This is a genomic window from bacterium (assembly GCA_022616075.1).
GTDB lineage: Bacteria > Acidobacteriota > HRBIN11 > JAKEFK01 > JAKEFK01 > JAKEFK01.
The window spans coordinates 1-14330 of the sequence record JAKEFK010000371.1 but is presented as its reverse complement, the minus strand read 5'-3'; the positions used below and the strand labels follow the sequence as shown (position 1 = coordinate 14330).

At 47.4% G+C, this 14330-nt stretch carries 10 protein-coding genes; 2 read left to right on the top strand and 8 right to left on the bottom strand.

The window, feature by feature from the left end; translation table 11 throughout:
* Positions 1–11 precede the first annotated feature (11 nt).
* The 5 genes from L0156_28725 to L0156_28705 are packed head-to-tail and all read right to left on the bottom strand — an operon-like array spanning position 12 to position 7428.
* Positions 12–2384: a hypothetical protein gene (locus L0156_28725; GenBank protein ID MCI0606989.1), complete on the bottom strand. Its 2373-nt coding sequence runs from the start codon at positions 2382–2384 to the stop codon at positions 12–14.
* A gap of 57 nt (positions 2385–2441) precedes the next feature.
* Positions 2442–3422 carry a hypothetical protein gene (locus L0156_28720; protein ID MCI0606988.1) on the bottom strand — a complete coding sequence of 327 codons (981 nt, stop codon included), beginning with the start codon at positions 3420–3422 and terminating at the stop codon, positions 2442–2444.
* A 36-nt stretch (positions 3423–3458) separates the two neighbouring features.
* On the bottom strand, positions 3459–3974 hold the full coding sequence (locus L0156_28715) for a DoxX family protein (GenBank protein MCI0606987.1): 516 nt from the start codon (positions 3972–3974) through the stop codon (positions 3459–3461).
* A gap of 1 nt (position 3975) precedes the next feature.
* Positions 3976–6033, bottom strand: coding sequence for a hypothetical protein (locus L0156_28710; protein MCI0606986.1), 2058 nt, complete (start codon positions 6031–6033; stop codon positions 3976–3978).
* A gap of 15 nt (positions 6034–6048) precedes the next feature.
* On the bottom strand, positions 6049–7428 hold the full coding sequence (locus tag L0156_28705) for a (5-formylfuran-3-yl)methyl phosphate synthase (protein MCI0606985.1): 1380 nt from the start codon (positions 7426–7428) through the stop codon (positions 6049–6051).
* A gap of 345 nt (positions 7429–7773) precedes the next feature.
* Here L0156_28705 and L0156_28700 point away from each other — a divergent pair, with 345 nt between their 5' ends.
* Both L0156_28700 and L0156_28695 read left to right on the top strand, forming a co-directional pair.
* Positions 7774–8295: a hypothetical protein gene (locus L0156_28700; protein ID MCI0606984.1), complete on the top strand. Its 522-nt coding sequence runs from the start codon at positions 7774–7776 to the stop codon at positions 8293–8295.
* 11 nt (positions 8296–8306) lie between these two features.
* Positions 8307–9233, top strand: coding sequence for a succinylglutamate desuccinylase/aspartoacylase family protein (locus L0156_28695; GenBank protein MCI0606983.1), 927 nt, complete (start codon positions 8307–8309; stop codon positions 9231–9233).
* 52 nt (positions 9234–9285) lie between these two features.
* Here L0156_28695 and L0156_28690 read toward each other — a convergent pair whose 3' ends face one another.
* The 3 genes from L0156_28690 to L0156_28680 form a co-directional block, all read right to left on the bottom strand.
* Positions 9286–10518, bottom strand: a complete 1233-nt coding sequence (locus L0156_28690; protein ID MCI0606982.1) for a DUF418 domain-containing protein — start codon at positions 10516–10518, stop codon at positions 9286–9288.
* Positions 10519–10540: 22 nt separating this feature from the next.
* The gene (locus tag L0156_28685) at positions 10541–13435 is read right to left on the bottom strand and encodes a protein kinase (GenBank protein MCI0606981.1); all 2895 of its coding nucleotides are present in this window, start codon (positions 13433–13435) and stop codon (positions 10541–10543) included.
* Positions 13436–13612: 177 nt separating this feature from the next.
* Complete coding sequence (locus L0156_28680; protein ID MCI0606980.1) at positions 13613–14143, bottom strand: DinB family protein; 531 nt, start codon at positions 14141–14143, stop codon at positions 13613–13615.
* Positions 14144–14330 lie beyond the last annotated feature (187 nt).

Sequence of the window (14330 nt, the reverse complement as noted above, 5' to 3'; positions counted from 1 at the left end):
ACCTCCTTTTTTTAGAAGCCGTTCGCTACGAAATCATCAATGGTCCAGGCGGGAATAAAATTTTGCTCTTTGCAGATTTGTGTCAATACACCTTCTTGTATTAGAACAAGATCGCCTTGTGGGATGTTCTGGTCTCCATTCGCTTCAGCCCATGCGCTTTCCCATAATTCTGCGAGAACCTGGCTGCTGTCCGCAATGCATTGTGCTGTTTCGGTATGGAAGCGATTGAACAATAACGCTGCTCGCTGAGGCTGATTCAGTGTAGGATCATCTGCTGCGATTATATCTCTCGGCGGTATTCGATTGTAAGTCCTTAGCATTAAATTTAGAAGGTGCCGGGCGGCTCTGAATCCTTCCTTATCTCCCGCTTGTGTCACAGCTACGGGTTGAACAGCTTGACCAGCAGCAAACTGTGCGTTTATTTCATTGATGAGTTGAATGGGATGTCGTTCAAACATAACGGCTTCGTAAACGCTATGGATCTTATATTCTTTCGAGTCGTGATATTCCTCATACCGCGGATCCTTGCGACGAAAAGGCGGACCATATCCGTGATGCAATATGGAGGAATGGAGTGACTGTGATGCATCACCAACGTAATGCGCCATGATCCCGGCAGCAGCTACGAATCTTCTGGCGTCATTTGCTCGAATGTAGCTCAACATCGCATTGTAAATTTGCCAAACGCGAAAAGGGAGAACTCCTTCTTCCGGTCCGTATTCCCGACCATCAAAGAGATCATAAAATGATTGCCATAAGACTGCATTCAGGATGTTTGTATTAGCGGATCGATCCAATAAAGAAGCTTCACCGTTTGGACCAGCTTCGTCAATATCAGCAAAATGTTGTATCGGCTCTTTTTGTCGTGCAGGCGCATTGTTCTTTACCCATTTGTAATCAGGGACATCAGCAAGTGGAACAAAATCTTCGCGTCCAACGGTGAATTCCGTGCCCTGAAGTAGATCCGCATCCGGAAATCCTATATTTTCTGAATTTGCCTGCATCAATTGTCTAAGATTCGGGTTGTTTAATAATTGACATGCCTGAAATCCGATTTTGAAATGACCAATTTTCCCCCAGTATTCGCTGAGGCCGGTGTTAACATCGGTGACTAACTCTATGTCCAATTCACGGCATGTTGTGCTGAGAAAAGTTGCCAGAGCGAAGTGAGTAGGTTTCTCCGGCTCAGTACCTAACAGTTTCTGACCGGCCCACTGTATGCCGATTGGTCTTAGCTTACGGGCAAGTTTGCTGCGATCCAGCTTCATGTCATCATCATCTGTGTCTGCGGGCTGTCTCGCGGAAGGATCGATAAACCAGATGGTTCCCGAATCTCCAGGCCGTGTTGCTACGGATGGGAATGCTCCCTTCTTGGCGCTTTCCGGCAATAGTTCCTCATTCAATTCTGGGTTTCGTGGTCCTATGAGAATATCGGAAACGTAATCGATGCCAGCTTGCGTACGATAACGATAGAAAAACCCGTGAATCGTTCCTTCGACAGGGCCAGATATGGATCCAAAAGCCCGGACGGGACAGCCTATTAGATCCAGTGTAATCGTTGAAGTATCCATATCAAGCATGGTTCCCACTTCTCCCATGCCGAATACCTGGGAAGTCCATTGATTCAAATCGTTGACTTTGACGAGTGCCACGTCCATGGTTAGGAAAACCTTTTTCCCGGGCCATCCAGGGTAAGCCTCTTCAAAGTTCTTTTTTGTAACGAAGAATTTGCTGCTGGTACCGATCTTTATTCTGTCCCCTCCAACCAACGAGTAAACGTCCTGGTCGGTTTCCCCCGCTACATGACGATTGGTCAATGCATAAACGGAACCTTCTTTGGAAACCAGACACCCCAAAGAACCGACACGTTCCACCTGCTGCGCAGTTGTATAACAGGAGTAACCTCCCCCAATGAAAGCAGAAGGAAAATTAAACCGGTCAGCGGGTAAAGGTTCGTCAAGGGCACGCGGGGCGAGAACCACGCATGTTGGTACGACTCTGCCATCGGGTAGATATAATTCCCGAGGAACCGCCTGGTAGGGATATTTCCAAAGTTCGCCAGGTTCCCACAACTTCTCTACAAATACTAAAACGCATGGCCATGAATGCTCACGTACAGTCGTATTTGAAAGTCTGCGCGGCTCAAAATCCTTTTTTCGAGTAGAGCGACTGCCGGACTTCGACCTCGCCATACGCCATTTGCGAGTATCCTTCCCCACGTCCAATTCATCTCGTTTGAGCCTGTACTTTCCGATTGCAGTTCCGATTACATTTTCAAGATGGGCAAGGTGAATGTGGTAAGCATCCCTGGCATCCAGCAAATCCTTTACCGATAGGGAACTAAATTTTCGGCGGGTCGGGATCCTTCCAATATTGAAAAACATGGTAATTCCTCCATACGAGGCTGGTTTGATTAAGAACGTTAAGCTTGTGGTGTGATTTTAGATTGCGTAGCCTTTGGAAATCTTCGCTTCGACTGCCCCTGGTGCTATTTGTCTCCCGTCAAAGTATCCGACAGTTAAACTTCCAAACTCTTCCGGTAACTTTGCCATACGTTTATTGTTTACCAGGCGCAAAATTTCCCACTCATCATGAGAACCTTTGCTAAAGTTGATACTTGCCCGGATGGTGTAGTAACGGAAGAAGTCCTTACGACGCCGTTCCCATTCTTCCGCTTGCTGCTCATCCGGTATTTGCTTCGTCGGGTCTCTTTCGTCCTTTAACGGATAAGTGAAGTGTTCATGAAAAACAGGATCTGCATTGATTTTCCGGGCAAGATATTCTTCCACTCCAGCCGTTAGAGAGATTGTGCCCTCTTTTGTGAAAAAGTCCCGGACATCAGTCGGGCCAATAAAATAGTACGCTGAAAAACAATCACCGATGTCGGGCGGACGCTTACTGTCATCCGGCCGCGCATGGACATCTTCAACCAATACCTTTGTCCACATTCGCATATAGTCACCACCGGTGGGAGGGAATTTCTCTTTTAGAGTTTTCAACTCTTCGGGCGTGATTTTTAAATTTTTTGCGTGTTGATCAATGAGCCCTGTTCCTTCCTTGGATTCCATCTGGTACTGTGCAGGATTTAGGATCCAAAACGCGGTTCCCCAGGTCATCAACAGACGCTGCTGAGTATAATTTGCAATTTCAACGTTGGCCGGATAAAAACTCCCACTCCTGCTACTGATTGGACAACTGAGGTAGACAACCTGCCGGTCATCTACGATGGCGCGTCGTATGTCGCTTTGTATTAATTCAACCTGTTTGTCGAATATGTCTCTCCACTTGTTCGTCTGCCATTTGAAAATGATCCCGAGATCTTTGACAGGTTCACCAGTTTCAAATCCAGTTTCTTTTGAAGGAGTAGGCGCTGTATCTTTGGTTTTCACATTCGGATCGTTCGAACGGCCATTTTTTTTCATGCGAAGATCTCCACTAGGTTAAAAGGATGAAATGGGTTATTTAGTTGCCAATATCCATGCATAGGTGTTGGGGATGTTTCCCGAACAAGCGATGAAAGCGCAAACTCCGCATAGACCCCAATTCTTCAGCCTGGAACTAAAGTGTCCTGAAAACGCGGACCACTGGAGTGTAGCCAGATCCGCTTTCAAGTTTTCCGGTATCTGGTTGTTCAAGCGTTGCGCTGTATCCATTGCAACAACACTTTCTAATCGATGTTGATAGATTCCGCCGGCTGTAAAAAAGAAGAGCAGTAGTGCGCCGATCCGGGGTTCTACTCCCGCCAGAACAGAAACGCCCCCCAGGAACATCATGAGCATTCCAGCAATCGCAAAGAGTTTGGCCATTTGGGTTCGCTGCGGCTCTGGTTTCTTAGCGAACATGTACGCGGTGTGGTCTATCAACCATTGTCTGGCTGCAGGATCTCGCGTGTTTCTATAAAGCGCGTACAAATAAACATAACCAATGGCGATTCGCAGGATACACCACCCGAATTCATAGAGTGAGTCCGGCATATTAGAATTCTCCTGTTTTGGCCGCTGTCTTTGCGTCAACCTTAATCGACGTTTTTTTCTTTCGGGAACCCAATTGTTTTTTTACATCTTCATTCAAAATGGGGTTTAAAACGAGTTCATTCATCGTAAGGGCGCGATCACTAACACCGAGCATTCTTAGAAAGTCGAGTAAGCCGGGACGTGTATTGAAATAACCGGTAGGAGTGATTTGTTTATTGCTGTCCAATTCCGGTTTGATCTTACCTGTCTTGGGATCCAGCTCACCTTTCACGCTTAGCACGGGATCCTCTGACTCCAAATGAAGAATTGTCAGCGCTCTACCGAGCCCATCCATGTGCCCGGTGAGCATCGCCAGCTCCGCGATCTGGTGATCTTGCAGGCGGCTATATGCCGCTTCCGTACCAAGACCCGGAGAAGTATCCAGATGACGAACGCCGGCTGTAACTTCCGCGCGATTCTCTTTGTCAAGAGCCGCGCGCACGCTTCCCTCGACTTGATGAGCGGTATGAGGCTCCGTGATGAATCGATGGACCCAGGTCATAGTAGCCTTCTCAAGTTCAGAAAAAACACCCTCTGGCGCGTTTTCATGATCATTGATATAGAGGATTGCATTCTCCGCTTTTTGCAATGCAAGTTTTCTTGCGGATTGGGCTTGAGCCGCTGTCATGTCAGGTTTCGGGCCCCTCCCCACTCCATATAGATCCATGTAAGTGTTATAAAGAAACATCGTGTGATGCTCCAGTCCGTAACGGCTACGCGTTGTCTTGTATATTTTTTGGTAGACGATTTCTTTCAGGAGGCGCGAAACGAAGCCACCCGTTTGCGTTCCATTCCGCCATTCATCTTCATTGAAAAGCAATGGAAGAGAATAGGGAGGCTCGAAACGGGCGAGCTCCGGGTGGAGCATTAATGCATATACAAGGCTTCCCGGAAAATGAAAACCAAAACTCCATCCATAAACACCAACCTGTGCACCACCTACTGTTAAACCTTTATCCAGATCCTTGTCCATTTTTGTTTCATAGGTTTCCAGCGGAATTCTGGTTCCTTTTAGTGGAGCCGGTTCGACACTAACCGAACCATCCAGAATGGCTTCCAGAGGCACTTCGTGAGAAGGCGGAACGAGAGATGGAAGATTTTCTTTTCCCAATTCATTCAACTCGTTGATCCGTCTGATGACCGAATCGGGCAAAATGGCTTGCATGACTCCGGACAGAAAGCTCTCATCCGGAATATTCAACGCAGTAAATACACCGCTTAGAGCGACAAATTGTAAACAGAGGAAAGCGAGTTCCACGATCTGTGCATCGGTCTTCCGTTCATTTAATTCTTTCGACATTCCATCTTTGAATTGACTTGCAGCTTTCTTTGCTGTCTCCAAAGCCTCTTCAAGTGAGCCGCCGCTCATTAACGCGGAGGCCCGCGCGGTTCGCGCCGCGTTCAACTTCTCCATCCACTGTCCCTCGTCTGCGAACCGGGAGAGGTTATCCTCCTTTAATGCTTTTCTTAAGTTCATGTACTGCGCATCGCTATACAGTTTGGGATTTGTCGCAAACGCATCTGCGAATTGAAGAACCTCACGTTCGACAGGCGTGTACAGGTCCGGTCTGTTCGCATGGTTCAACACGTTTACAAGTTTTGCGGCAAAGTCGCTTTCAGAAGCTCCTTGCTGACGTGCAGTCAAAAAACCCAGGACAGAATGATGAGTCATCGAATACCAGCAATGGCGGCGATGTGCGATCAAAGAGATGACAAGTTCTCTGGTGATACGATTCAAAAAGCCGGAAACTTGTATTCCATTCCGAAAGGAAGGCAGATCAAAAATTAGTGTCGTTGAGAAATTGAGCTGTTGTTCAAATATTCCAGGAATCTGCAGAAAAAAACGGGCGAGATGGTTGGGGAATGGCTGTGGATTCAGATTACCGCTCCAGATCCAATCACTCATGGACTGGAGGCCTTTCATCCAATTTGCATTTCCCAAAGAAAGGTCGGCGTCATGCAAAGGCAGGGAACAGGGTGGTCTCCCATTTTGACTGAGTGGCTCGATCGTCGATGGCATTTCAATTCCTCCTGTCTACTGAGTCGCGACAATTTGACCGGCTGGATCAACGAAGAAAGTTTCGAGAGGTGGCAAATTCAGTCTTTCCCGTCCCTTTATGATGAGCTCTTGCAATCGTTTGATTTCGGAGACTGCCTTCGGATTGGATCGCCATTCGGCCGGAATGTTGAGCACTCCTCCATGTTCCGGAGGAGCAAGTCCCCGAACCAACGATCTTTTAATGACGCGATGTTGACGAGTATCCATGCCCGCAGTTTCCGGCCTTGAGGGATCTATGTCGACTCCTGAAGCTGCTCCTCTTGTGGAGACTTGATCGAGTTCAGGAATCAATACCCAAAGTTGTTGTGCCTGATAACTTTCAATCGAGCCTGCAAGATTTGCTTGAATTCCTCGAAAATGACAGTAATTTACAAAAAATCTCAGATCTTCAAGACCCATGATTCCTTGCTGCACCAATCCACCACGCTTTCGAAAACGATTGACGTCAATCATTTCTGAACCGGATGTATCAATTAGACAGACATTGGAAACTTTGGATAAAATCGAAGTATCGATCATGATTTGATTTGCCTCTGCGTCAGCCGTCGCGTCCACCATAGCTTTAATCACCGCGCGATTCGTGCTATCCCCCTCGCCCGCAAGCCCAGGGAAGTACTGGCCATGAGGAAAAAGCTCATTGACTCGAATCGAAGTGCTATTTGATCCTTCCGGCAAAACGCCACGCTTAATTAATGCGCCGAGCGAAACCTGAGCCTGATCTGAAAAAAGGAACTGACCATTTTCATCTCTAAGGGTCTGGACCGAAAACTCTTTGAGATCAAATGAAAGCGGATCATCAGAAGGACACGGGTAAAATTCACGCAGTTCAACCAGGACTTTGCGGACATCTGCATCGGTCTTTCGTTCATTCCAGAGCCTCATATTTTGAGCAAACAACACGCTCATGACCTGGCTATGACTAAATTGCTCAGTCCTTTGAAGTGTGGTCACGACTTCGGCGACCACCTCCTTTAACTTTTGAACCGCCATCCCATCCACACCCACTTTGATGAGGTTGACTGGATGAACCCGCGTACCCATTGAACAGGCAACACCAATTGCAGCCTGCGCCGCCTTACCGGCAATTTCGTACGGGGATTTTTCAATCGCTTGTCCAGTTTCCGAACGCCGGAAGAGCAACTGGTCTTCACCTATGTTTGTGCTAAGTAGAACTTCAAGATCTCTCTTGAAATCAAGAACAGCATCACTAATCGCCATAATGTGACGTGGTTTAATGTTCCCTAATGCGCTTTTCGGATCTTCACTATCAACGATTCTTGCCCCTCCCAAAACGGCTTCCCTTGCTTCCTGGGCATTAAAAACACTGCAGAGTAACTTTCTGTTTCTAAGGTTCATAATTCGACTCCTCGTCCAAATAAACGGTTAACGATGTTATTCATAGCTCCGCCTGGCCAGTTACATCTATCAAAAATCATGCCCTGATGTGTTTTTAAAAAATTGCAAACTATATCCGACGACAACTTGGTGAACTTAGATTTGAGAGAGTTCGAACTGGATTGTTGACAAAAACAACAGCCTTAAAGACGAACAAATATTCTCCGACGAGGGCCTGGCTGTGTTGTAAACGTCAACAATGGACTTACAGAAGATTATTCTGGGGACAGATTTCTCAGTCAGCGCGCATCTTCCGGGCATGGCATGTTCCTTGATAGTCAGGTCATAACAATAAAGGAGAAACCTATGGATCAAGTAAACTCGCCTCAGAATGGCACCGGAACGAATCTAGTTTTTGATCAGTACAAGCTTCTCACCGACTTACTAAAGCATGAGGAGGTTCTTATCTGGCAGCGAAATCAGTTTTTCTTCGCGTTTAACGGAGCGTTGCTGGCTGTGTTTGGATGGCTGAAGTCGACGCCAAAAGAGTCAAAAGAGGCTACTATATTCCCACCTGAATTTGCGATCTGGGCTTGCATCATTGGGATTTGTATGTGCCTTTTCTGGTTTCTTGTAATTCAACGTGGGCGCGCATTTTACGATCACTGGTTTGAACAGCTTAAACACTTAGAAAACAAAATCACAATTCTAAAGATCTTTGGCACAGCAGAAGAATATTTCGCGGGCAAAGCAGTGAACTTGAGTAATAAATCTCATTCTTTGCCGCTGCTCGCGGGGTGTAAAATAGCTTTTGTGGCTTCTGCTGCCTCTCTGATTTTTGCCGTGGCCTGGGTATTTCTCGCCCTGCATTTTTGGAGGAATTCATAGAATGAATTCTTATGATTAAGAAAGTCGAATCGATCAACCTGTGTTCTGGAAGTTCTCCCGGTTCAGAGATTGCAATCAGGGGTACACGATATGTGTATGATCATCAAGGACCTGGTATTCTGCTCACCGCTGGAATTCATGGAGATGAAGCTACTGCCCCAGCTGCATTGTGGTACCTGCAGGAACAACTGGAGCGCGAATCACTTTCAGGAACGGTGACGGTGTTACCCTGCGTTAATGTTCTAGCCGTACGGGCCAGCTCAAGGTTAACTCCGCAGGAAAAGTCAGATCTGAATCGCTGCTTTCCTGGCCGAAAGGATGGATCATTAGCAGAACGGCTTGCAGTTTGCCTCGTTGAAGTGTTGGATAACCATGATGCGCTGATTGATGTTCATACAGCTGGATGGTCTGTTCCCTTCATACTTCTGGATCCTACTTCTGATTCCGATTTGAGAGCTCGAGTGATTTCTTGGGCGCGGGCCGCATCACTGCCGCTGGTGGATGAAATGTTAACAAAACACTTCGAGTTGCAGGGACTCGGTTCAAGTTGGTCCGCCTGGGCAATGTCTAAAAAGAAGTCGGCTTTCACTATGGAATTGTCCGGATTTCACACGCTTGAAAGTGCAACCGCAAAGGCAGGAGCTGAAAGTTTGCTTGCTGTTTTACGGGCTGGATCTCTACTGGCTGAGGCGGCCCCTGCTCCGGATAAACTGCCATTCAGGCATGAGATTTATTCAGGAACAGGTGGCTTGTTTGAGGCATTTTGCCGTCCGGGCGACTATCTTTATTATGGCCAAACGATCGGCGTCGTTCGATCTCTGGACGGAACCATTCAAGAAACAATACTTTCAAGCGGCGATGGGCTTCTGCTGGCATTACAGCCGATTTCGGCTGTCCATGTAGGATCATACCTGGCAACCATTGCAATACAAGAATAATTGACCACGCAATCTTTGTGCTTGACCTGAAAATCGTGAAGTGGGTGCATGATTAGTTAGGCGACACGATGGCTCGTTTCGCCATCGGGATCCAACTTCCGTAGGTTAGGACGCGCCAAAGCCATTCCAGCGGTCCAAACTGGAAGCGATCTAGCCATGCGCGGCTGCCCACAACTTGAAAAAGGTAGACAACAATGCCCAGTGGTATATACAGTGTTGGGCCCATTGTGCCCCCAAGCCCCAATCCTGTCCCGTAGAAAATCAGAGTGCAGATGACGCTCTGCCCAACGTAGTTCGTAAACGCCATGCGGCCAACGGGAGCAAAAAGTTGTAGAAGCTTACTGCCGTTTGGACCGATCCAGAGCAGGCTAAGGACACATATATAACCCGCGCTCAAGGGGAGGATGGCAACTGCTGCGATTACTGCATGCAGCATGGACTCCGACACAAAAGTTTTTGCGTAGATCACGTTCAGGGGGAGACCGATAGCAATTCCCAAAACAGCCACACGTTTCACGATGGGGCGGTACGCGTGCAGTTTCTTATAGATTTCGTTCCGGCCGATGTAGAAGCCCAGCAGAAAACAACCAAAGATCTTAAAAATCATACCGCTGGTAATGACATAATCCAGTTGAGCAAACCAGCTGCTGAAGTTGAGGCATACAATCTCTGCAAGGTTACCGTTCTTCCAAATATCGATCCGCGTATCTGGAGTGAAACCAAAGTGACCAAAAAGCATATCTTGTGGAGCCGTAAAAGACCCGCGAGGAATTGCATCGAAGAGCTTGATAGCGACCGGCGCCAGCAGAGCCAGCAACGAAAACAAGAGGATTGTTCGATTCCGAACCTTGAGAAAGAGTAGAAGCAGCGCTCCGCAGAATGCATAAAATTGAAGAATGTCGTCGTGCCAGAAGAGAACCGCGTGTGCCACGCCAATCAGATACAAAAAAGACATGCGCCTGACAAAAAATCGATGGAACCCCAACCCCTTCGCTTGCGTGCGGGCCAGCAGGATCGAGAACCCTATTCCAAATAGGATCGAGAAGATGGTATAAAACTTCCCCTCGATTAGCATCAGTTCGAGGAAATCAAGCACTTTATCCGTCGAATATGTGTTCAACCTCATTTTTTCTGAGTCGCGCAAGTAAACGTAAAGGGAGTAGAGGATCATGTTAGCAGTAACGATCCCCAGCAGTGCGAAGCCTCGGAGGATATCGAGGAAATCATATCGTTCCTGCCCGGGAGTCGGTGCTAATCTGCTTGGTTCCGGAGTCTGAAAGTCCATGAGATGTCTAGTTATGGGGCATCTACGTACTCGTGAGCGTTCCCGTAACGGCTGAATCGTCTGAACGGCTTGTTGGTGAGAATCGTGGAACCGCCTGGATCGTTTCAATCAGATATTTCTGCATTTCAGAAACGGAAGGGTAACGGTCCGCGCGATTTTTTGCGATGCATTTCTGGAGCACTGAATCGAGCCGTTTGATTTCAGGCGATTCTCCTTCCAGGTGATACTCCTGCTGCAGGATGGCAATGGCTACATCCGTATGTGTTTTCCCTGTGAACGGCAGGGCTCCGGTTAGAGCTTCCACCACCATCACTCCCAGCGAAAAAATGTCTGTTCGTTCATCGACCTCTTCGGCGACGATTTGTTCCGGGGACATGTAGAACAAAGTTCCCATTGCAGTGCCTGGCGCCGTTAACGTTCCTGATTTCGAAGCATCGATGGCTTTCATTTTTGCGAGTCCAAAGTCAAGAATCTTCAAAATGGAATGATTCTTTTGTCCTTTACTGATGAAAACATTCTCCGGTTTCAAATCGCGATGAATCACGCCGAGCTTGTGAGCCGCTTTCACCCCTTCCAGGATTTGATCAAACCAATTTGCAGCCAGGGCGGGCGAAAGATTTCCACTTTCCTGAAGAGAGGATCTCAGACTGGTACCATCCAGCAGTTCCATTGCGAGATAAGCGCCCTTTCCAACTCCACCGAAGTCATGGATCGTTATTATGTTTGGATGTTGTAAACGCGCCGATGCGCGTGCTTCCCTTTCAAAACGGCGGATTGCATGGTTATCCCCAAACATGCTTCCTATCATGATTTTCATCGCGATGTCACGACTCAACCGAAGGTCTGTGGCCCGGTAGACTGCCCCCATGCCACCTTTTCCAATCAGCGCATTCAAATGGTACTTTCCATCAATGATTCGTTCTACCGGCAGCGTCAGTATGAGCTCTGTTCCGTCCTGACCACAGATTCGATCCTGACTGTCAAAACAGGTTCCGCACGCGGGGCATTCCTTCAAAAGATTTCGCTTTTCTTCAGTTAGATGCGAAAGCACATCACGCTGCACCCGATTGCCTTCGTCCACTTTTTCTTTCAGCAGCAGATTTTCATGCAGGATCGCCATTTGTCCGGCTAAAGCTTCGAGCAATCTACGGTCTGCAGCTGAGTACGGTTCCTCCGATCTTTTTTCTCCCAGCAACAAAACACCTTTGACGCGTTGATCCGATCCCATCATGGGAACAGCCAGATGGATTCCCAGGTGTTCAAACCATTCCTTTTCTTCTTGCGGCAACGCGGTGCGATTTGTGAGGAAGTTCTGGGACTTTCCTTCCAGTTCTAAAGTGCGAACCCATTCCGAGTCTTCCGATACATTTTGGATGTCCGGACGTTCATCCGATGAATATCCCAGGATGAAGCCACCCCGTTCCTTCTGTTTGTAATGAACAAAAATCTTTCTAGGATGTAGCGCCGATTCTAATTGGGAACTGACCCATCTGGCAACTTCATTCATGGAAGTGAAGTTTTTGATTTCATCACCCAGGTTCATCAAAATCCTTTCGCTGTTATATGCTTCCCGGAAAAATTTGCGATCAAGAGCTTCCAATAATCTTTTCCTGAACAGCAGTCCGGCTGCTCCGGCAACCAGCATGAAGATGTAGTAGTAGTGACTGAACAATACCTCCGGGATGGACCGGTGACGTTGAGCCCGGAGCGCCAGAAAAAGCAGAATCACCGGAAGGTAGATGAAGATTTGCAACATTTTTTTTGCGAAGAGATATCGAACTCCTTTGCGTACAACGACCTGAATCTCAAACATGCGGTGTTTTACAATCGCGTATGCAGCGGTGGTAGGAATGAGAACAAGGGCAAAGTTTGCGATAAGGAACAGGTTGTCATGCGCGGCTCGCGTTGGGGCAAAGGGAAGTCGCGCACGGAAGGAATAATCGAGGACGGAGTAGACAACGAAGGGCAACAACCCCAGGACCGAGCCGTAAACAACCCATTGTATGCGGCGGCGTTGATCCGGATCCTGGACCAGTCTGTAATTTCGCGCAACCACAATGCAGAGCGCTGGCAAAACAATCAAATTGACCAAAGGTATCAGTTTTTCCAATGAAGTGATGAGCGTGTAATGTTGAAACAAGAATTGAGCGCCCTGGCGAGGATCCCAGAAAAGAATTGCGCGCGTGACGGTGAAAAATGCGATGAGAGAGATTACCCACATATATATGGCTTTCTTTACAATCGACCAGAACCGCGATTCCGGGATCCCCGGCGGGAAGCGGTAATAAAAGTGAAATCCCGTTGCCATAGGCAAGGGGCTGAACGCGATCAGCCAAACGAAAGAGATCAGCCGGAGCTCAGTCGGGCCAAAATCATATTGCATGAGATTCATCACCGGCAGTATTTGTATCAGGCTGCCGCTGAGCCAGGTAAGAGTAAACAGTTGTGTAGTCTTTTGATCCGGCTTTAGCAGACCGATCCAAACGGCACATTCAAAAGAAACGAAAGCTGCAAAAAACAGAATGAGTATGGAAATAAGACGTTGAGTGTCCCGATGCGAATTTGGGTAAAGCTGAACATCAGACTCTGAAGCACCACGCTTGATTCGCAATGTGTACGATTGAAGCGGTTCGAGCGCAAGCAATGTATCGCTCCAAATCCCCAATCTCCCAAAATTTTTGTCGTGATTAACTTCTATGATTTGATCGCCCTGCTTGAGTTTGTATGCGGCAGGCCCATTCGGATCGACTTGTTTTACAAAACAGGTCTCCTTGCGACATTCATACTCCCAGCCAGTATCAATGTCCGTGGAACCGTAACGGTATATAACAATGCCAACTACTACAAAGGCCGCAGCCACCAGGGAGCCATAGATAAGGACAAACCAGAAGAACGGATGCTTCCCACGAAGGCCCATTTCTTATGAGTTTACACCCTTCGGGTAAATCCCAAATAACAAGAACGAAATTTCAAATAAGATTCAAAAACCAAGGCTCAATTTTCAAACCATGCCTCAGCCAGCCTGTTTGGTCATTGGAAATCTTGAGAATTGAAAATTATTTGTATTTTGGAATTTGTGATTTGGATATTCACTTCATGAGCGTTCAGTCAGTATCGAAAGATAGGGTTTCCAGGGCCCCACATTTTCTCGCTGATGTTTGGCGATGGTTCGAAATATCTGATTGATGTGATCGAGGTCGTGCACAACCCAGCTAGCAAGATGCTGTTCGAGCGTAACTTTTCCGAGTGCGGGATGAGTACCTGTACGGGCCAGATCTCCAAATGCGAGTTTCAACATCTGCAGATCTGTTAAATTCTGGCGACGCAGATGATCGAATTCTTGCAGCAATGCCTGCACGGATTTTCCTTCACTTGATACAAACATTGCTTCCCGGTCAAATGGATCGAACGGACGACTTTCGCCGTGTTCCAGAATTATTTTTGTGCGGGGAATCCAATCCGTTTTCTCGCCATGAATTAGATGCCCGATCACATCGAATGGACTCCACGTTCCCGGACCTTCATTGCTTCGGATCAAGGGTTCGGGAAGATCATCGCAAAGAGCGATCAGGATCGCCGGTGTTTTTTCGAGCAGTTTGATTGCTTGATTTAGATCGAATGTCATCACTGAATATTAAGCTTAACAATTTGTAGCGCCCGCTTCCAGCTGTCCAATCGTCCGAATACCTAAAATTCCTTTGTCAGCCGGAGGCCGGAGACTGTCCGAAAAGTCCGGAGTTGGGTGGTTCTAGAAGTTCATCCGCAAAGTCGACGTTTTAAACAATTTTAACCTGAGTCTGGTTAGCAATTGT